General features: G+C 37.3%; 24 protein-coding genes, 1 tRNA gene and 1 other annotated feature. Of the genes, 24 read left to right on the top strand and 1 reads right to left on the bottom strand.

Annotation, left to right across the window (positions count from 1 at the left end; translation table 11 throughout):
* The first annotated feature begins 16 nt into the window (after positions 1-16).
* The 3 genes from AC6UD0_RS01230 to AC6UD0_RS01220 are packed head-to-tail and all read left to right on the top strand — an operon-like array spanning position 17 to position 1633.
* Positions 17-244, top strand: a complete 228-nt coding sequence (locus AC6UD0_RS01230; RefSeq protein ID WP_010021549.1) for a YqgQ family protein — start codon at positions 17-19, stop codon at positions 242-244.
* A 1-nt stretch (position 245) separates the two neighbouring features.
* Positions 246-1208, top strand: coding sequence for an ROK family glucokinase (locus AC6UD0_RS01225; RefSeq protein ID WP_500693686.1), 963 nt, complete (start codon positions 246-248; stop codon positions 1206-1208).
* A gap of 20 nt (positions 1209-1228) precedes the next feature.
* A complete protein-coding gene (locus AC6UD0_RS01220) occupies positions 1229-1633 on the top strand; it encodes a rhodanese-like domain-containing protein (RefSeq protein ID WP_500696736.1) in 405 nt (134 codons plus the stop codon).
* Between the two features lie 43 nt (positions 1634-1676).
* Here the strand turns inward: AC6UD0_RS01220 and AC6UD0_RS01215 are convergent, their stop codons facing one another.
* A complete protein-coding gene (locus tag AC6UD0_RS01215) occupies positions 1677-1853 on the bottom strand; it encodes a DUF3042 family protein (protein WP_500693688.1) in 177 nt (58 codons plus the stop codon).
* Between the two features lie 92 nt (positions 1854-1945).
* On the opposite strand from AC6UD0_RS01215, the gene miaA reads away from it, so the two are divergent.
* The 21 genes from miaA to rsmB all read left to right on the top strand — a co-directional run bounded on the left by miaA (position 1946) and on the right by rsmB (position 19105).
* Positions 1946-2866, top strand: coding sequence for a tRNA (adenosine(37)-N6)-dimethylallyltransferase MiaA (gene miaA, locus AC6UD0_RS01210; protein WP_500707882.1), 921 nt, complete (start codon positions 1946-1948; stop codon positions 2864-2866).
* Complete coding sequence (locus AC6UD0_RS01205) at positions 2853-3377, top strand: hypothetical protein (protein ID WP_500707881.1); 525 nt, start codon at positions 2853-2855, stop codon at positions 3375-3377. The genes miaA and AC6UD0_RS01205 overlap by 14 nt, the downstream gene beginning before the upstream one ends.
* A 74-nt stretch (positions 3378-3451) precedes the next feature.
* Positions 3452-3525 (top strand) — tRNA-Arg (locus AC6UD0_RS01200).
* Between the two features lie 100 nt (positions 3526-3625).
* Positions 3626-3698, top strand: a sequence feature (ribosomal protein L21 leader region).
* Positions 3699-3714: 16 nt separating this feature from the next.
* Positions 3715-4023 (top strand): 50S ribosomal protein L21, encoded by a 309-nt coding sequence (gene rplU, locus AC6UD0_RS01195; RefSeq protein WP_500693691.1) that lies wholly within the window; start codon positions 3715-3717, stop codon positions 4021-4023.
* Positions 4024-4028: 5 nt separating this feature from the next.
* Positions 4029-4349 carry a ribosomal-processing cysteine protease Prp gene (locus tag AC6UD0_RS01190; protein WP_500693692.1) on the top strand — a complete coding sequence of 107 codons (321 nt, stop codon included), beginning with the start codon at positions 4029-4031 and terminating at the stop codon, positions 4347-4349.
* 26 nt (positions 4350-4375) lie between these two features.
* Positions 4376-4672, top strand: coding sequence for a 50S ribosomal protein L27 (gene rpmA / locus AC6UD0_RS01185; protein WP_010021538.1), 297 nt, complete (start codon positions 4376-4378; stop codon positions 4670-4672).
* Between the two features lie 114 nt (positions 4673-4786).
* Positions 4787-5347, top strand: a complete 561-nt coding sequence (efp, locus tag AC6UD0_RS01180; RefSeq protein ID WP_039143941.1) for an elongation factor P — start codon at positions 4787-4789, stop codon at positions 5345-5347.
* Positions 5348-5390: 43 nt separating this feature from the next.
* On the top strand, positions 5391-5819 hold the full coding sequence (locus AC6UD0_RS01175; protein ID WP_500693693.1) for an Asp23/Gls24 family envelope stress response protein: 429 nt from the start codon (positions 5391-5393) through the stop codon (positions 5817-5819).
* Positions 5816-6214: a transcription antitermination factor NusB gene (gene nusB, locus AC6UD0_RS01170; RefSeq protein ID WP_500693694.1), complete on the top strand. Its 399-nt coding sequence runs from the start codon at positions 5816-5818 to the stop codon at positions 6212-6214. The genes AC6UD0_RS01175 and nusB overlap by 4 nt, the downstream gene beginning before the upstream one ends.
* Positions 6215-6308: 94 nt before the next feature.
* Complete coding sequence (locus AC6UD0_RS01165) at positions 6309-7172, top strand: bifunctional 5,10-methylenetetrahydrofolate dehydrogenase/5,10-methenyltetrahydrofolate cyclohydrolase (RefSeq protein WP_500707880.1); 864 nt, start codon at positions 6309-6311, stop codon at positions 7170-7172.
* A complete protein-coding gene (xseA, locus tag AC6UD0_RS01160; RefSeq protein ID WP_500699509.1) occupies positions 7162-8511 on the top strand; it encodes an exodeoxyribonuclease VII large subunit in 1350 nt (449 codons plus the stop codon). Before AC6UD0_RS01165 ends, xseA begins: the two co-directional genes overlap by 11 nt.
* Positions 8511-8762 (top strand): exodeoxyribonuclease VII small subunit, encoded by a 252-nt coding sequence (locus tag AC6UD0_RS01155; RefSeq protein ID WP_500693697.1) that lies wholly within the window; start codon positions 8511-8513, stop codon positions 8760-8762. Before xseA ends, AC6UD0_RS01155 begins: the two co-directional genes overlap by 1 nt.
* Positions 8749-9621, top strand: coding sequence for a polyprenyl synthetase family protein (locus AC6UD0_RS01150; RefSeq protein ID WP_500707879.1), 873 nt, complete (start codon positions 8749-8751; stop codon positions 9619-9621). The genes AC6UD0_RS01155 and AC6UD0_RS01150 overlap by 14 nt, the downstream gene beginning before the upstream one ends.
* A 7-nt stretch (positions 9622-9628) precedes the next feature.
* Positions 9629-10447 carry a TlyA family RNA methyltransferase gene (locus tag AC6UD0_RS01145; protein ID WP_500693699.1) on the top strand — a complete coding sequence of 273 codons (819 nt, stop codon included), beginning with the start codon at positions 9629-9631 and terminating at the stop codon, positions 10445-10447.
* A 12-nt stretch (positions 10448-10459) separates the two neighbouring features.
* On the top strand, positions 10460-12166 hold the full coding sequence (gene recN, locus AC6UD0_RS01140; protein WP_500707878.1) for a DNA repair protein RecN: 1707 nt from the start codon (positions 10460-10462) through the stop codon (positions 12164-12166).
* Between the two features lie 82 nt (positions 12167-12248).
* The gene (gene gmk / locus AC6UD0_RS01135; protein ID WP_500693701.1) at positions 12249-12866 is read left to right on the top strand and encodes a guanylate kinase; all 618 of its coding nucleotides are present in this window, start codon (positions 12249-12251) and stop codon (positions 12864-12866) included.
* On the top strand, positions 12866-13069 hold the full coding sequence (gene rpoZ, locus AC6UD0_RS01130; RefSeq protein ID WP_500707877.1) for a DNA-directed RNA polymerase subunit omega: 204 nt from the start codon (positions 12866-12868) through the stop codon (positions 13067-13069). Before gmk ends, rpoZ begins: the two co-directional genes overlap by 1 nt.
* Before the next feature lie 104 nt (positions 13070-13173).
* Positions 13174-14379, top strand: coding sequence for a bifunctional phosphopantothenoylcysteine decarboxylase/phosphopantothenate--cysteine ligase CoaBC (gene coaBC, locus AC6UD0_RS01125; RefSeq protein ID WP_500707876.1), 1206 nt, complete (start codon positions 13174-13176; stop codon positions 14377-14379).
* A gap of 20 nt (positions 14380-14399) precedes the next feature.
* Positions 14400-16823 carry a primosomal protein N' gene (gene priA / locus AC6UD0_RS01120; RefSeq protein WP_500707875.1) on the top strand — a complete coding sequence of 808 codons (2424 nt, stop codon included), beginning with the start codon at positions 14400-14402 and terminating at the stop codon, positions 16821-16823.
* Positions 16824-16833: 10 nt separating this feature from the next.
* A complete protein-coding gene (gene fmt, locus AC6UD0_RS01115; RefSeq protein WP_500707874.1) occupies positions 16834-17778 on the top strand; it encodes a methionyl-tRNA formyltransferase in 945 nt (314 codons plus the stop codon).
* On the top strand, positions 17765-19105 hold the full coding sequence (rsmB, locus tag AC6UD0_RS01110; RefSeq protein ID WP_500707873.1) for a 16S rRNA (cytosine(967)-C(5))-methyltransferase RsmB: 1341 nt from the start codon (positions 17765-17767) through the stop codon (positions 19103-19105). Before fmt ends, rsmB begins: the two co-directional genes overlap by 14 nt.

Genomic DNA, 19105 nt, shown 5'->3' with positions numbered 1-19105 from the left:
TAGGATGATGATTAAAATGACAACTCTATATGATGTTCAACAACTGTTAAAAAAATTTGGAATATATGTATATGTCGGTAAACGACTTTGGGATATTGAAGTAATGGCCTTAGAACTCGACCATCTTCATGATGCTCATGTAGTTAGTGATCGAGAGTTTACATCCGCAAAACTAGTATTAACACGTGAACACAGGATTGAAGAAAAAAACTTAAAATCTAAAAATGAGACGGGAGGTCTATAGAATGGCAAAGAATTTGATTGGAATTGACTTAGGTGGTACCACTACTAAAATGGCTTTTTTGGACGAAAATGGTGAGGTTCTTGATAAATGGAGAGTACTCACTGATACTAGTGATAAGGGCGCTCACATCGTTGAGAATATTGTTAAGTCAATCAACAAACATATCGAGGATTCTGACAAAACCATTAATGATTTTGTTGGAATTGGAATGGGAACACCAGGAACTGTAAACCGTGAAAAGGGGACAGTTTCCGAAGCTTTTAACCTTAACTGGAAAGATGAACAACCAGTTCGAGAATTGATTCAGAATGGGGTTGGATTACCATTTCAATTAGACAATGATGCCAATGTGGCTTCCTTAGGTGAATACTGGAAGGGTGCAGGCAGTACTGAAGACGACGTAGTCTTTGTTACGTTAGGAACTGGAGTTGGTGGTGGAGTCATTGCTAACGGTAAACTCCTTCATGGTGTTAATGGTGGAGCAGGTGAAGTTGGACACATTGCTGTTCAACCAAATGGTTATCTTTGTACCTGTGGCAAAAGGGGTTGCTTAGAACAGTACGCTTCAGCAACTGGAATTGTTCACGTAGCTAAGGATATGTCTAAAGATTTTAAGGGACATTCACGGTTAAAAGATCTCGAAAATACTGATGAAAAAATCACTTCAAAAATGGTTTTTTACCTAGCAGATAATGGCGACATTTTTGCTAATCAGGTTGTGGATAAGATTTGTTTTTACCTTGGACTAGCCTTATCTGATATTGGAAATACTTTGAACCCAGCAAGTATCATTATTGGTGGTGGAGTTTCGAATGCTGGAAACACTTTGCTTCAACCAACTACTAGATATTTCCAGGAAAATGCCTTTCCATCAATTAGAGATTCAACTAAAGTTAAATTAGCTCAGTTGGGTAATGATGCTGGGGTAATTGGTGCAGCTTCGTTAGCATTACAATTTAGATAAAAGTATTGGAGAGATTTTAATTGAGTAGTGTGATAGTTTCAGTTCTTTATTTCCTGATCACTCTAGGAGTGGTTCTGTTAATTTGGTGGTTATACCATGAATTTACTATTTTAATGGCCAAACGCTATTGTAAGTTTTTAAATGAAGATGAATTTCAAAGTGGGATTCGCAAATCGCAAGTTATTGACTTACGTGAAAGTAAAGCTTTTAATGATGGTCATATTCTTGGTTCAAGAAACATGCCATATTCAACTTTTCGAAGTTTTTATCAAGAACTGAGACCAGATCTACCAGTTTATTTGTACGATCAGAATAAGACTTTGAGTATGAAAGCTGCCAAATTCCTTCACAAAAAGGGTTTTAAAAATATTTCAATTCTTAACGAGGGTTACCAGCGATGGGATGGCAAAATTAAAAAGGGTTAACTAAAAAGAGAACTCGATCGAGTTCTCTTTTTATTATTAATAATTAACTTAAATGAGCTGAATGACTTTTTCTGTTTGCTCTTTTACGGTTTTCATTAATTTTGGACTCTTGTTCCTCCATTGGTTGAACCACCGTTTTCTTGAATGAAAGCCAAACCCCTGCAGCGATTCCAATACATGCTGCAACTCCTGTAGTAAATCCTTGTGTAAATTTACTCATAGTCATTGCCTCCTTTTTTATTATCTACTTGTCCATTATGCGTTATTTGCGCTAATATATCCAGTATAGAACATCATTAATTAGGTGAATTTATGAACAAATTATTAGCAATTGTTGGTCCAACGGCTGTTGGAAAAACGGACTTATCAATTAAAATTGCAAAACAGTTTAATGGAGAAATTATTTCTGGCGACTCAATGCAGGTTTACCGTCATCTAGATATTGGTACTGCCAAGATTTCTCGAACGGAGCAACAGGGAATTCCTCATTATTTAATAAACATCATTGATGTTGACGAACAATATTCGGTGGTTGATTTTGTTGAAGCTGCTGAAAAATTAATTAAGGAAATTACGAATCGAGGGCATCTTCCAATTATTGTTGGTGGCACTGGATTTTATCTTAATTCACTCTTAAGGGGATTAAATTTAGGAAGTAAGAATGATCCTGAAATTAGAGCAACATTGATTAATGAACTTAACGAATTTGGTCCAATGAAAATGTGGGATAAATTAAATCAGGTTGATCCTGTAACGGCATCAAAGACACCTATGCAAAACACACGACGCATTTTACGGGCTCTCGAAGTATACCTTGTTAGTGGAAAGCCAATTTCCAAGCAGAATAATCAGGGACAGCAGTATGATGAATTGATTGTGGGACTTAATACGCGTCGTGATGTCCTATACCAGCGGATTAATCAACGAGTAGACCAGATGATGGAAAACGGGTTAATTAAAGAAAATAAATGGCTTTTTGAAAATGGGGGGAGTAAAATTCCTGCTAGTAAGGGAATTGGGTACCGCGAATTCATCTCATATTTCAAGGGTAACGAAAGTTTGGATCAAGTAGTAGAAGATGTTAAGCAAGACTCAAGACACTACGCTAAGAGACAACTAACGTGGTTTAGAAACAAGATGGACGTTACTTGGTATGATTTAGTTCAACATCCTGAAGAAATTACTCAAATTGAACAGCAAATTAAGGAGTGGCAAAATAATGATGGATATTAACAAAATGGTTTCTGATACAGTCAACTTATATCGGCAATTAGATGCTAAAAATCAAACAATCTGGAAACCCGGAACTCATGTTTCAAGTTCTTACGTTTCGTTAGACATTCACTTTTCTGAATTGGCTAAAAATTCTGGGATGCTTCAAACAGACATCACTAGTTCCGAGAACAATCGTGACAACCAGCTCGAAAGTTACATTAGGACTCTCAGGGATTTTTTGCTAATTGCTAACCTACAAAGTTGGGTGGATGTGATTACTGTAGATGACGAGATGTTAAATAAGTTATTAGGAATGAAAAAAACTGACGACCTTAATTCTTTGTATTTGTCGATGCTGAATATGTTACTAAAAAGTTATTATGAGAAAAGCAAGATTGGATATAAGCACGCTTGGACTTTATTCTTAAAGTTCGGCATTGTTGATTTAGGCTTTAGCCCAGATACAATCATCGATAGATTTAATAGTCTACTGCAAGATGATTTAAAGCTGGTTTTAAATGATCATTAAATCAAGCAATGTACTAAAAACCATTGACTTATAGTTCGATATTCAATATAATTATTCTTGTTGTTTGAGTTTATGTCGCAGTAGCTCAGCTGGATAGAGCAACGGTCTTCTAAACCGTAGGTCGAGCGTTCGAATCGCTCCTGCGACATCTCGAAAAAAGGGCACACGCTTAATATCTGGCGTGTCCTTTTTTTATTTGACTTATAACATTAATTTTTATATACTTATGATGTTGTAATTGTGGACTTCCACAGCTACAACCGCTCAGTTTGAGTTTTAAAGCCCAGTGGGCACTTAATACTGGCGAGTCTAAGCAAATTATAAGGAGGTGCACTACATGTACGCAATTATTGAAACAGGTGGCAAGCAATACAAAGTTTCTGAAGGTGAAGCCATCTTTGTTGAAAAACTTGATGCTAACGAAGGTGACAAGGTTACTTTTGATGATGTTGTCTTTGTTAGTGGCAAAACCCCTAAGGTTGGTTCACCATTAGTCGATGGTGCTTCAGTCGAAGGAAAAGTTGATAAGCAAGGTAAGGGTAAGAAGATCCGTATCTTTAGATACAAACCTAAAAAGGGTGCTCAATCAAAGAAGGGTCATAGACAACCTTATACTAAGGTTACTATCAACAAGATTAACGCTTAAGTCGTATGATTAAAGCTACATTTGATTTAAATCATAATTTAATAACTGGATTTAAAGTGACTGGCCACGCTGATTCTGGTGAGTATGGGCATGATATCGTCTGTGCAGCAGTATCAGCGTTAGCAATTTCTTCTGTGAACGGGTTAATTACCGTTTGTGACATTGATCCATATGTAGAACAGGATGAAAAAAATGGAGGATATCTCCAAGTTAAGATTCCGGTTGAACATTTGAATGATGTTAAGGTCCAAACGTTACTTAAAAGCTTTATGAATGGACTTATGGATATTTCAAAACAGTATTCGAATTACGTTGAAGTAAAATAACACTTTTAATTTGGAGGTGTAAACGCATGTTAAAAATGAATCTACAATTTTTCTCTCACCATAAAACCGGTGGTTCATCATCTAACGGTCGTGACTCAGCTGGACGTCGTTTAGGGACTAAAGCTGCTGATGGCTCATCAGTAACAACTGGTACAATTTTATACCGTCAACGTGGAACTCATATCTATCCAGGTAAGAACGTTAAACGTGGTGGAGATGACACATTATTTGCTTTAGTTGATGGGATTGTTCGTTTCGAACGTTTAGGTCGTGACAAACGTCAAGTTTCTGTTTACCCTGAAGCAGAAGTAGCAACTAAGTAAATCCAAAGAGGCCTAGCGTTAATGCAGGGGTCTCTTTTTTTATCAATATCGTAACTTGCTTTTACGTGATCGATATTGATATGATAGGAACATAAATATGTGGGAGGCATGAAAATGTCAATTTCAATTGTAAAAGTAAAAAATGGTATGACCATTCAAGCTGACAATAACATCTGGAAGATTGTTAGTTTTCAACACGTAAAGCCCGGTAAGGGTGGAGCATTTGTTCGTACTAAGTTAAAGAATTTAAGGACGGGAGCCGTTCAGGAAAAGACTTTCAGAGCTAGTGCTAAAGTTGAAAAAGCTAACATTGAAACCAAAAAGATGCAATACCTCTACGATGATGGTAGTGGCCTTGTCTTTATGGACATGGATAATTATGAACAACTAACGATTCCAAGAGAGCAAGTTAAAGAAGAAATGAACTACTTACAAGAGAATATGGAAGTTCAAGTTATTCAGTACGGCGGTGAAACTTTGGGAGTTGAAGTGCCTAAGACGGTCACACTTGAAGTAGCGGATACTGAACCTGGGATTAAAGGTGATACTGCTTCCGGTGGTTCTAAACCCGCTACTATGACCACTGGTTTAACGCTTCAAGTTCCATTCTTTGTAAATAAGGGTGATAAGTTAGTGATCAATACTGATGACGGTACTTACATTTCTCGGGCATAATGGTCAGAATGATCTGATTGTTTAGCCAATTGGGGGTTATATTATGGCAGCAGACGAAAGTTTCATTACACTCGACAATAAGAAATCAGACCTAGGGTCGATTAAAATTGCACCTCGTGTGATTGAGGTCATTGCTGGAATTGCGGCCGTGCAAGTTGAAGGAGTTAACCGGATGCGTGGTAGTTTTTCTTCCAGTGTTAACGAATTATTTGGAAGAAAAGAGCGCGGTAAGGGCATCAGATTAGCAATTGAGAATGGCAAATTGAATGTTGATATTTTTGTATACCTAAATTACGGGGTTTCGGTTCCTAAGGTTGCTTTAGAGATTCAAAATCAAGTAAAACAACAGTTGTTGTTTATGACTGACCTTCGTATCGGTTCCGTAAATGTTCACGTTGAGGGAATGATTCCTCCAAAGAGTACTGGTAAAGTTGATACTGATAAATTATTCGATAATGAGGATAAAAAGTGAAAATAAGTCGACATCAAATTAGAGAGTTAGCTTTTCAAACCTTATTTGCGATGGAAAGTAATGATGCTGTTGAACCAAGTGAATTTTTTGATTATCTTACTAATGAAGATGTAAGGGCACCAGAATATTACTTGGAAATCGTTAATGGGGTAAGAGAGCATAAGAGTGAACTTGATAAGATCATTACGGATCACTTAGCGAATAAATGGTCGATTGATCGAATTAGTAAAGCTGACCTAATTATCTTAAGAATTGCGCTGTATGAAATTAAGTATGAAGAAGCAACGCCAAATAAGGTTGCCATTAATGAAGCTTTAGAATTAGCTAAAAAGTTTTGTGATGATAAGTCACGAAACTTTATTAATGGCGTTTTAGATAGTGCGATTGAAAAATAGGAACCCGTTATGGGTTCTTATTTTTTTACATTTAGCTAGAACAAAAATAATATGCTAGAATTGTACTAATAATAATGTATCGGGAGATGTTTTCGTGGTTAGCATAATTGATGGCAGAAAGGTTGCAAAAGACCTGAACTTAAAAACAAAAAAGCGAGTTTTTAAACTAAAACAAGCTGGAATTACTCCAGGATTAGCGGTAGTAATCGTTGGAAATGACCAGGCAAGTCAAAGATATGTTCGAAGCAAAGAAAAAAAGGCAACAGAGTTAGGCATCTATTCCGTTAAGAAAGCTTTACCTGAATCAACCACGCAAGACGAATTGATCCAAATTGTGAGAAGTTTGAATGAGAACCCTGAAATCAATGGAATCTTAGTTCAATCGCCACTTCCTGATCATATTAACGAAGACAAAGTGATTGAGGCAATTGATCCTACAAAAGATGTGGATGGTTTTCATCCCGTTAATGTCGGCAAGTTATTTCTTAATCTTAAGGAGAATTACCCGGTTGCATGTACTCCGAAGGGCATTATGACTTTACTATCGGAGTACCATATTGACTTAGATGGTAAAAACGTTGTGATTGTTGGCCGTAGTTCAATTGTTGGAAAGCCAATGTTAGCTTTGATGATTAACGCCGATGCAACTGTGATTGACGTTCATAGTCACACTGATGATGTTTCAAAGTACACGAAGCAAGCTGATGTAGTTATTTCAGCGGTCGGCAAGTATGCTATATTAAATGATGATGATTTTAAACCAGGTGCCGTTGTTATTGACGTTGGTCAAAATATGGATGAGAATGGTAAATTGGCTGGCGACGTCGAATACAAATCAAAAAGTGACAATATCGAATATATCACTCCGGTGCCGGGTGGCGTAGGACCAATGACAATCGCAACCTTGATGCAACAAACGGTTGATATGTGTGAATGGAGCAAAAAGAGTGGCAAGTAAATATTTAACTGTATCAGCTTTGACACAGTATATCAAAAAGAAATTTGACGTTGATCCATACCTAGGACGAGTTTATCTTACCGGTGAAATCTCCAATTTTCGCTTGCGACCAACTCATCAATATTTTAGTTTAAAGGATGATAACTCAAAAATTAACGTTACCATGTTTAAATCGGCCTTCTCTAAGATTAAATTCATGCCAGAGGAGGGAATGAAAGTCCTTGTTACTGGACATGTTTCCGTGTATGAAAAAACCGGAATGTATCAGTTTTATATTGATCACATGGAACCGGATGGAGTAGGTCAACTTTATGAAGCCTACGAACAGTTAAAAAATAAACTTGCCAAAGAGGGCTTGTTTGAGGAAATTCATAAAAAACCTCTTCCAATGTATCCTAAGAGAATTGCCGTAGTTACGTCTCAAAGTGGTGCAGTTATTAAGGACATTATCACCACCGTTAGACGGAGATTCCCGATTGCTCAAATTGTCCTGTTTCCAGCAGCTGTTCAGGGTGAGAATGCAGCGAGTGAGATCGCTCATCAAATTAACCGAGTCAACGAAATTGGTGGATTTGATACTCTTATTATTGGTCGTGGTGGTGGTTCTATTGAAGATTTATGGCCATTTAATGAAGAAATTGTCGCAAGAGCTATTTATAATAGTAAAATTCCAGTGATTTCATCAGTTGGACATGAAACTGATACAACGATTGCTGATTTAGTTTCTGACAAACGGGCAGCAACCCCGACCGCAGCTGCTGAGTTGGCAGTTCCTGTGCTTAGTGATGTAATTCTTGATTTAAAGACTAAACAGACTAGGATTTATAACGCCATGGATAACATTTTGGCCCGTTCGAGGTCACAATACGATAAAGTAATGAATTCTTACGTTTTTAACCAGCCCGAACGTCTTTATGAATCCTATGTCCAGCAATTAGATACTTTAAATACCAAACTGGGTACTAACATGAAAGATTTACTAAATCATTACCATAATCAACTTCAAGCTTATTTAGAACAACTAAAATTAAACTCACCGGTTCATAGCATCAATGCAAACCAAAAACAGGTTAATTATTATCTTGAATCGATGAAAAAGTCCGTTCAAGTGATTTTGAAAACAAAACGGACTCAGTTAAATTCAAACGTCAGTGCACTCGACCATCTCAGCCCGCTACGTTTAATGAGTTCTGGATATGGGATGGTTACAAACGATCATGATAAATTAGTTAAGTCGGCTAAGGATTTAAAAAAGGATGAACACATTCGTATTCAGTTCAGTGACGGAAGTGCTAGTGCAACCGTTGATCATGTTGGACTTAAAGGAGACAGTAAATAATGGCAGATAAAAAACCAACTTTTGAAGAAAATATGGATAAATTAGAAGAAATTGTTAATCAACTTGAACAGGGGGACGTACCTTTAGAAAAAGCCCTTTCAGAATTTAAAGATGGAGTTGAGTTAAGTAACGAAATGCAAAAGACACTTTCAAATGCACAAAAAACGCTTACTAAAATGATGGATGACAGTGATAATGAAATCCCATTTGATCGTGATCAACAAGGTGGAGACAGTGATGACACCCAATAAACAAACTCTTTCAGAATTTAAAGCTGAATATATTCCGAAAATCGATCAAACTTTAGAAACAAACATTGATAAGTCGAGCTCGATAAAATTAATTGTAGATGCAATGAAATATTCTTTGATGGCTGGTGGAAAACGGTTACGACCATTATTGACGTTAGCCACCCTAAAAACTTTGAATTACGAAGTTGACGAGTCCACCATTAAAACCAGTTCTGCGGTTGAGTTAGTTCATACCTATTCTTTAATTCATGATGATCTACCAGCTATGGACAATGATGATTATCGTCGTGGTCAACTTTCCAATCATAAAAAATTTGGCGCTGATATTGCAACTTTAGCTGGAGACGGATTGTTGACGTTAGCGTTTAACTGGCTTTCAAGAGCTGATTTGTCAGCTGTAAAAAAAGTTCAATTGATTCAGTTATTGTCCCATGCTGCTGGTCCAGACGGAATGGTAGCTGGTCAAACTGTAGATGTTAGTTCAGATAACCAACATTTGAATCTGGATGAATTAATGCATTTACATAGAAACAAAACCGGTGAGCTGTTTCATTATTGTGTTATAGCAGGAGCGACCATTGCTGATGCTGATCAAGCAAGTCGGAAATGTTTATCTGCGTTTGCTTGGAATTTTGGGCTAGCATTTCAAATATTTGATGATATTAAAGATGCTCCTAACCTTGAAAATCAGGATGATGTTGATAAAAATACGTATGTAAATTTGTTGGGAATTAATGGAGCAATTCAAAAATTAGATGAGACTGTTAGTAAAAGTCAAGAGGCATTAAGTAAGTTGCCGGATGAATTTTCACCCGATTTGTTAGATTCATTTTTATCTTATTTTGTGGTGAAAAAGTGAGGTTATAATGGCAAAGGATAAAGAGCGGGTTGATGTCTTACTTGTCAAGCAAGGATTGTTTGACACACGCGAAAGGGCAAAAAGAGCCGTCATGGCTGGTGAAGTACTTGGAAAAAATGAACAACGCATGGATAAGCCTGGGGTGAAGATTCCAGTTGAAACTAAGCTGCATTTAAAGGGAAATGCACTTCCCTTTGTCAGTCGGGGTGGATTAAAATTAGCAAAAGCACTCAAAAGTTTTAATATTAGTGTTCGTGATAGAATCGTTTTGGACATCGGATCCTCCACCGGGGGGTTTACGGATGTAATGTTACAAAATGGAGCTAAATTGAGTTACGCCTTAGATGTTGGGACAAACCAATTAGTTTGGAAGCTTAGAAATGACCCTCGTGTTGTTGTAATGGAGAATACTAATTTTCGGTACAGTAAACCAGAAGATTTTACTTGTGGAGAACCTAGTTTCGCCTCAATTGACGTTTCTTTTATTTCTCTTAAATTAATTTTAAAGCCCTTAAAATCAATTTTAGCTAAAAATGGGGAAGTAGTGGCATTAATAAAACCCCAGTTTGAGGCTGGTCGTGGAAACGTTGGTAAGCATGGCATTGTAAGGGACAAAAACGTGCATAAACAGGTGATTAATAACGTCATTCAGTTTGCGACTGAGGCTGGTTTTTCTGTTTTAGGACTTGATTTTTCTCCCATCAAGGGTGGTGAAGGGAATATCGAATTCTTGATTTATCTAAAGTCATCTGATGACCCTGAAGTAGGAAACGATGTTGCAGTTGATGGTGTCATGGATCGGGCTTATAAAAGTTTAAATAATTAAGAAGGTGAGAAGTTGTTACAGGAAATTTCAATCAAAGACTTTGCGATTATTGATCAATTGGAAGTTAATTTTTACTCAGGGATGACAGTTCTGTCAGGAGAAACTGGTGCAGGAAAGTCGATTATTATTGATGCCGTTGGTCTACTTGCTGGTGGTAGGGGATCGTCTCACTTTATTAGAAAGGGTGCGAACAAATCAATTTTACAGGGAATGTTTGCTATTCCTAAAGATGGTCTTACTGCTCATGTGTTGGATAAATTTGGGATCGAACATGATGATGATACGGTAATTTTACAGCGTGAATTATATCGTAATGGCCGCAACGTATGTCGCATCAATGGTATATTGGTGAATACAAATACGCTAAAAAAAGTTGGCGAAACTTTGGTTGATATTTATGGACAAAATGAACATCAAGCGCTGATGCAACCTGATAAGCACATTGGATTACTTGATGAATTTGCTCGCGACAGCCTCAAACCTACGCTTAAGCTTTATCAGGAACAATATGAAAAATACCTTAAATTAAAGAAAGAATTAAATAATAAAAATAAAAATGAAAAAGAATGGGCTCAACGCATTGATATGCTTAAGTACCAGGTAAATGAAATTGAAACGGCTGATTTAACGGATGGCGAAGAAGAAGATCTGATAGCCGAAAGGGATCGTTTAAATAATTTTCAAGCCATTAGCGATAGTCTAGGAAGAAGTTTTAATGATATTAATGGTGATGAAAGTATTAGTCCGATTGATATGATCGGGGATGCCATGAATGCTCTTGAAGATTTAGAACGGTTAGATGATGAGTTTAAGTCAATTTCTGAGAATGTTAAAAATGCTTATTATACGCTGCAAGATGCTTCTGGAGAGATTAGTAATCAGATGGATAATTTGGAGTTTGACCCTGACAGATTGAACGAAGTTGAGCAACGCTTAAATACTATTTTTGAGTTAAAACGAAAATACGGTGATTCGATTAAACAGATTTTAAAGTATTACGATAAAATCTCTGGTGAATTAACTGATATGGAGACGGATGAAAAGAGTGGCAATAATTTAGAAGAACGCTTCAATGCTTCCGTCAAAGAATTAAATAAACTTGGGAAAAGGTTAAGTGATATTAGACATCAGCAAGCCGAAAAGTTAACTGCTGAAATTCATCAACAATTAGCTGATTTGTACATGGATAAAACGCAGTTCGAAGTTCGTTTTTCCAATTTACCTAAAGATACTTTTAATCGAAATGGAATTGAAGAAGTTGAGTTTTACATCCGAACGAATCCGGGTGAGGACATGGCACCGTTATCCAAAATTGCCTCAGGTGGTGAACTTTCTCGAATTATGTTAGCTCTTAAAACGATCTTTTCCCGCGTCCAAGGAGTAACTTCAATCGTGTTTGACGAGGTAGATACGGGTGTTTCGGGAAGAGTGGCTCAAGCAATTGCAGATAAAATTAGTGCAATTGGTAAGAAATCCCAGGTTTTGTGTATCACCCATCTGCCACAGGTTGCCGCCATGGCTGATAACCATGATTTCATCTCGAAGCATGTTGATTCTAATAATCGAACGGAAACTTCGGTTCAACCCTTATCAGGTGAGCAACGAGTTAAGGAACTTGCTAGAATGTTAGCAGGAACCACAGTTACTAAGTTAACCATGGAACACGCTTCTGAACTTTTAAACTTGGCCAATCAACAAAAAAGACAAAAAATTAAATAGCATTCATTTTATCTCTTATTGATTAATTGATTTATAAATTGCATAATATATATAAAGAAGTTACGAAAAAGGAGCGGTTTAAGTGAGTGAAAGAGGAATGTTAATTGTTCTTTCTGGTCCAAGTGGAGTGGGGAAGGGAACGGTTAGAAAAGCCCTTTTTAATGAGCCTGATGTCGATTTCAAGTATTCAATCTCGATGACTACCAGAAAACCCCGTGAGGGAGAAGTTAACGGGGTTGATTATTACTTTGTTTCAAAGGATCAATTTGAACAGAATATTAAAAATGGTAAGATGCTGGAGTATGCTAAGTATGTTGACAATTATTATGGCACCCCGTTACAATACGTAAACGAGACATTAGATTCAGGAAGAGATGTTTTTCTGGAAATTGAAGTTAATGGTGCCATGCAGGTGCGTGCCAACTGCCCCGATGGAGTTTTTATTTTCCTAACTCCACCTGACATTGATTCACTTAGGGATCGTTTGGTTGGCCGTGGGACTGATGATATTGAAGTTATCAACAAACGAATTGAAAAAGCTTCTAAGGAAATCCGAATGATGCAAAACTATGATTATGCAGTTGTGAATGATAAGGTTTCAAATGCGGTAGACCGAATTAAAACAATTGTTAAAAGCGAACGTTTAAAGGTAAACCGCGTTATGCCAAATTATCTTAATAAATTAGGAGATGAAGTTTAATGTTTATTTATCCACCACTTGAAGATTTATTGCAACACGTTGATTCAAGATATTCGCTCGTTATGTTAGCCAGCAAAAGAGCTGAAGAACTTGATCAAGGTGCTAAACCACTGCTTTCCCATTATAAGTCAGTAAAATCAGTTGGAATGGCGTTGGAAGAAATTGCTGCTGGCGTGTTAACCATCGCTCCAAAAACTAAGTAAGAAAGGACTTTTGTGATGAACCTCATCACAGGGTCCTTTTTTATTAAATGAATAATAAGGGATGTGTAGTATAATTAATAAGAAATACTTTGGAGGGTATAATTTTGTTAAACGGGAAGCAAATTGTCTTATTTGTATCTGGTAGCGTTGCTGCCTATAAGGCAGTTTATTTATTGAGACTTTTAAAAAAGAATGGTGCTAGTGTCAAAGTTGTAATGACACCGTTTGCCAAACGATTTGTCTCGAAATTAACTTTTCAAGTTTTATCGAAGAATGATGTCTATGATGATCAAAGTTATTTTGATGACTCAACAACGATTAATCATATTGGGCTAGCTAAATGGGCCGATTTGGCAATTGTTGTCCCAGCTACCGCTGATTTTATTTCTAAAACAGCAAATGGGATTGCGGATGATTTTGCAAGTACGACTATGTTAGCCATGGAGTGCCCCAAGTATTTTGCGCCAGCAATGAATGATGTCATGCTAAAAAATCCAGCTACCCAAAGAAATCTTCAAAGATTAAAAGATGATGGTATCGAATTTATTGAGCCACAAGTTGGTCCACTAGCCGAAGGATATTCAGCTCTAGGTCGACTTGCTGAACCAGAAGAAATTTATCAGTTTGTGGTTAGTCAATTAAGTGATCATGATGACCAACCTCTTTCTGGGGTTAATGTACTAGTAACTGCTGGTGGTACTAGAGAACCAATTGATCCGGTTAGGTACTTATCAAATAATTCATCAGGAAAGATGGGATATGCAATTGCTGAGGTTGCTAAAGAAATGGGGGCTAAAGTGACACTTGTAAGTGCCAACAGTCAGTGCCAGATTCCAGATGGTGTGAAAGTTATCAAAGTTAGTTCTGCTGAGCAACTGGAGCACCAAGTACAACGCTTATTTTCAGATAATCAGGTTTTGATTATGGCTGCTGCAGTTAGTGATTTTAAACCTGCTCATGCGGAAAAACAAAAAATCAAGAAGGATCAAGACCATGATTCTTTAGATCTCCATCTAATTAAGAACGATGATATTGTTGCAAAAGTGGCACAACAGAAGAACCCTAATCAGGTGGTAGTCGGTTTTGCGGCCGAGACCAATGATCCTCTTAAAAATGCTAAGCAAAAGTTGATGAAAAAGAAATTAGACCTAGTGGTATTAAATGATGTTTCCAATTCATTAATTGGTTTTAATAGTGATGATAATCAGGTTTCAATCATCTCAAAGGATGGTTTGGTCAAAAAGACAGAAGTTGAGTCTAAATTAAAAGTTGCTAGTGAAGTGTTAGATGTCGTTGTTGACCTTTTATAGCTAATATGTAATATGCAAGAATGGAAAGAAGGGGTAATTTGAAAATTGCAAAAGTGATTGTTGATGTTCCGACCATGCAAACAAATATACCCTATTCTTACTTAATTCCTACTGGATTAGAAGATCAACTGAAACGAGGCATGAGGGTCATTGTTCCATTTGGGAATGGAAACAGAAAAGTTGAAGGTTTTGTCGTTGATATTACAGATGAGAAACCGGACCAGCTTAATCAACTCAAAAAGATTGATAGTACCATGGATTTGAGCCCAGTGTTGAACGACGAAATGATTGAACTTTCTAAGTGGTTGGCTGATACAACTTATTCTTTTCGAATTAGTTGTCTTTTGACCATGCTTCCTAATGCGATGAAGGCAAGATATACAACCTATGTAAAAGCAACTGGAAATCTTGCCGATCAAGAGCTTAATGATAAGTTTAAAGACCAGAGTATGGTTCCGTTTGACACGGAGCATTTTAATAGTACTGAGATGGGAAAACTTGCTAAGTTGCGTAAGAACAATAAAATCCAAGTGATTTACAAAGTTCAAAATGAAGCCAAAAAGAAAACGGAAACGGCCATTTTAAATCAATTAAGTGATTTTGGTCAGGCAAAAAAACAGCTTCGTAAGAATGCCACTTCTCAATTAAACTTACTTTCTGTTTTAGAGCACCATACTGATCAACCAGTTATTCAGACCCACCTCGTTAATGATCTTAAAATATCCAATTCAGCGATTAGCAGTTTTGAAAAGAAGAATTGGATAAAAAAAGTTCAGGTTGAGAAGTATCGTGATCCATATAAACATGATATTACAATTGATCAACCAAAAAAGTTGACCGTTGATCAAGCACATGCCGTTCGTGAAATTGATCGTTCCATTGAAACCCATCGAAATGAGACCTATCTACTTGAAGGAGTAACTGGATCAGGTAAGACTGAGGTTTATCTTCAATCCATCCAAAAGGCTCTGGATTTAGGTGAGACGGCGTTGATGTTAGTTCCAGAGATTTCTTTAACCCCCCAGATGGTTAATCGAGTTAAAAATCGGTTTGGTAATCAAGTTGCTGTAATTCATAGTGGTTTGTCAACTGGGGAAAAGTATGATGAGTGGCGTAGAATTAATAATGGAAAGGCAAAGGTAGTAGTAGGGGCAAGATCAGCAGTTTTTGCTCCTCTTTCTGATATTGGGATTATTATTCTTGATGAGGAACACGATACAAGTTACAAGCAGGATGATAATCCGCGTTATCACACGCGGGATGTTGCCATTTGGCGTGGCAATTATCATCATTGCCCAGTCGTACTTGGGAGTGCAACACCTTCGCTTGAGTCAAGGGCTCGTGCCGGAAAGGGAGTTTATAAATTTTTACGCCTTCCCGATCGCATTAATCAAAGGCGTTTACCAGAAGTTTCAGTTGTTGACATGACCAGAGAGGAAGAGACTCATGATGGAATCTTTTCGCACCAATTACTTAGTGCGATTAAGCAAAGAATTGAAAAGCACGAACAAGTAGTGTTAATGCTTAATCGTCGGGGATTCTCGTCTTTTCTGATGTGTCGAGATTGTGGCTATGTTTTAAAGTGTCCCAACTGTGATATTTCTTTGACGCTTCACATGGATTCTCATACGATGAAGTGTCACTACTGCGGATTTGAGGAACCAATTCCTAAGTATTGTCCCAACTGTCACAGTAAAAATATTCGTTACTTTGGTACTGGAACTGAAAAGGTAGAGCGACAATTACATGAACTCATTTCAAAAGCGCGAGTAATCAGAATGGATGTCGATACAACCCGGAAAAAGGGTTCTCATGAGAAGTTACTTCGTGAATTTGGTGAACATCATGCTGATGTTTTACTAGGAACGCAGATGATTGCTAAGGGACTGGATTTTCCGAATGTAACTTTGGTGGGGGTATTAAATGCTGATACTGGATTGGATTTACCTGATTTTCGTTCTAGTGAACGAACGTTTGATTTATTAACTCAAGTTTCCGGACGAGCTGGACGAGCTGATAAGGATGGAGAAGTCATTATTCAGACCTATAATCCAGATAATTATGTGATTCAATTGGCTAAAGACCAGGATTATGAAGCATTTTATCAAAAAGAAATGCAATTAAGACATTTAGCTGATTATTCTCCATACTTCTTTACCATTAAAGTTTCAATTAGTTCACTAAATGAGAGGCAGGCGGCTAATGAATCTTATGAGGTTGCTAATTATCTTAAAAAGTCGCTTGATCAAACTACCATTATTTTGGGGCCAACCCCTAGGCCGATTGCTCGAATGAAAAAACGTTATTATTTCCAAATCATTATTAAGTACAAACGTGACTTAAAACTTAATGAAAGCTTAAAGCATATTTTACAAATATCACAAAAAGAAGTTAGAAAGGGTTTACGGATCGGGATTGATCCAGAACCAGTCAGTTTTATGTAGGTGAATTATTATGAAATCAATTGTATTTATGGGAACGCCTGAATTTAGTGTTCCAATCCTAAAAGCTTTAAATCAGAACTACAAAGTGTTGGCAGTGGTAACCCAGCCAGATCGACCGGTGGGGCGAAAACATCAAATTGAAGAATCACCGGTTAAGAAAGCTAGTCAAGATTTAGGGTTACCGGTACTACAACCGCAAAAATTAGGTGGAAGTCCCGAAATGGAAGAAATTATTCAAATGAAGCCAGATTTTATTATTACTGCTGCATTTGGCCAATTTTTGCCGACTAAATTGCTTGAAGCAGCACAAATTGCGGATATCAATGTTCATGGATCTTTACTGCCGAAATATCGTGGTGGGGCTCCGGTTCAATATGCCATTATGAACGGAGATAAAGAAACCGGAATTTCGATCATGTACATGGTCAAAAAGATGGATGCTGGTGATGTTTTAGCTCAACAATCTGTGAAGATTGAAAACACCGACGATACTTATAGTATGTTTAAAAAGTTAAGTTTAGTGGGACGTGACCTTCTCTTAAAGACTTTAAAAGAAGTTATTAATGGAACTGCACATCCCCAAAAACAGGATGAAGAGCAAGTTGTGTTTTCGCCAAACATTAAGCGAGAACAAGAAGAGCTAGATTTTTCTCAACCTGCTAGTTTGGTTGATGCAAAAGTCAGAGCGTTAAGACCCGATCCGACCGCATTTGCAATGGTGAATGGGAAACCAAATAAGATTTGGGAAACAACGGTTATTGATGAGCAGACTGATTTAGATCCTGGTAAGGTGGTTAGTAAAGATAAACACCATTTAAAAATTGCTGCTGGGAACGGAACGGTTTTGGGAATTGAAGAAATTCAACCGTCTGGGAAGCCAAAAAAATCAATTACCGAATATTTGAACGGCAACCAGAAATTAGAAATTGGAGATCAATTTATTGACAGAAAATAACTCAAGTAATCCACGATACTTAGCCGTAAGAACACTAGAGCGTGTTCATGGCGGTGCATATTCTAATCTTCAAATCAACAATGTGATCGATTCTAGCACGATGAGTCCCAAAGATATTTCCCTGTATACTAATATCGTTTATGGTGTGATTCAGCACCGGTTAACGTTAGCTTATTATGTTGACCATTTAGTAAAAAGATCTGACAAACTTGATGGTTGGGTCAAAGAATTACTGTATACGGCAATTTATCAAATGCAGTATTTAGACAAAATACCAGATCGTGCGATTTTTGATGAATCAATTAAGATTGCCAAAAAGCGTGGGCATGATGGTATTAGACGACTTGTTACCGGAGTCCTTCACTACATCCAACGAAATGGATTGCCGCCAATTGATAAAATTAAAGACACTGCCACTTACGACTCAATCTTTTATAGTGTTCCGCTGTGGATTGTAAAGCAACTTAATGAGCAACTTGGTATGGATAAGACGGTTGATATACTTAAAAGTATTAATCAGCCAGCTAAGCAATCAGTCCGGGTGAACCATCGTAAGATTTCTGATGATGATTTAAAGAAGAAATTTTTCCAAGAGGGATATGAGGTTAAGAGTAGTGAAGTAGCTGATCATGCGCTTATCTTATCTGGTAAAAGTGCTAGTGGTAGTCCTCTGTTTAAAGAGGGTTTGTTTACGATTCAGGACGAAAGTGCCATGTTGCCAGTTCAATCCATGGACATTAGAAATGATGACTATGTACTAGATGCTTGTGCGGCTCCTGGTGGTAAAACCACGCAAATTGCTGAATATTTGACTACTGGTAAGGTTGAAGCTTTAGATCTGCACCTCAAAAAATTAACCAAAATTGAGCAAAATGCAGCCCGAATGGGTGTGAAAGATAATATTGAAGTTCATGCCATTGACGCTCGTAATGTTTCTGAATTATTTGGTGAAAGTACTTTTGATAAAATCCTGGTTGATGCTCCCTGTTCGGGACTTGGATTGATGAGGCGTAAACCAGAGATTAGATACGATAAGACACTTGATGACGTTTTACATCTTGTAAAAATTCAAACTGAAATTTTGAATGCTGTGGCACCAACACTCAAAGTGGGCGGACAGTTGGTATTTAGTACATGTACCATCATGAATCAAGAAAATAGTGAGAATGTCAGCAGGTTTTTAGATCAGCACCAAAACTTTAAACCGGTTTGGGTCAAGACAAGAAAAGACCTAAAGCCAAATCGTGATACAGATGCTTTAAAAATTTATCCAGACGACTATGATTCTGATGGCTTCTTTATCGCGGGCTTTCAGAGGATTCAATAG

The sequence above is a fragment of the Fructilactobacillus sp. X7R9C1 genome (assembly GCF_059901005.1).
The sequence above is the reverse complement of the archived record's forward strand: the minus strand, read 5'-3'. Positions and strand labels throughout refer to the sequence as shown.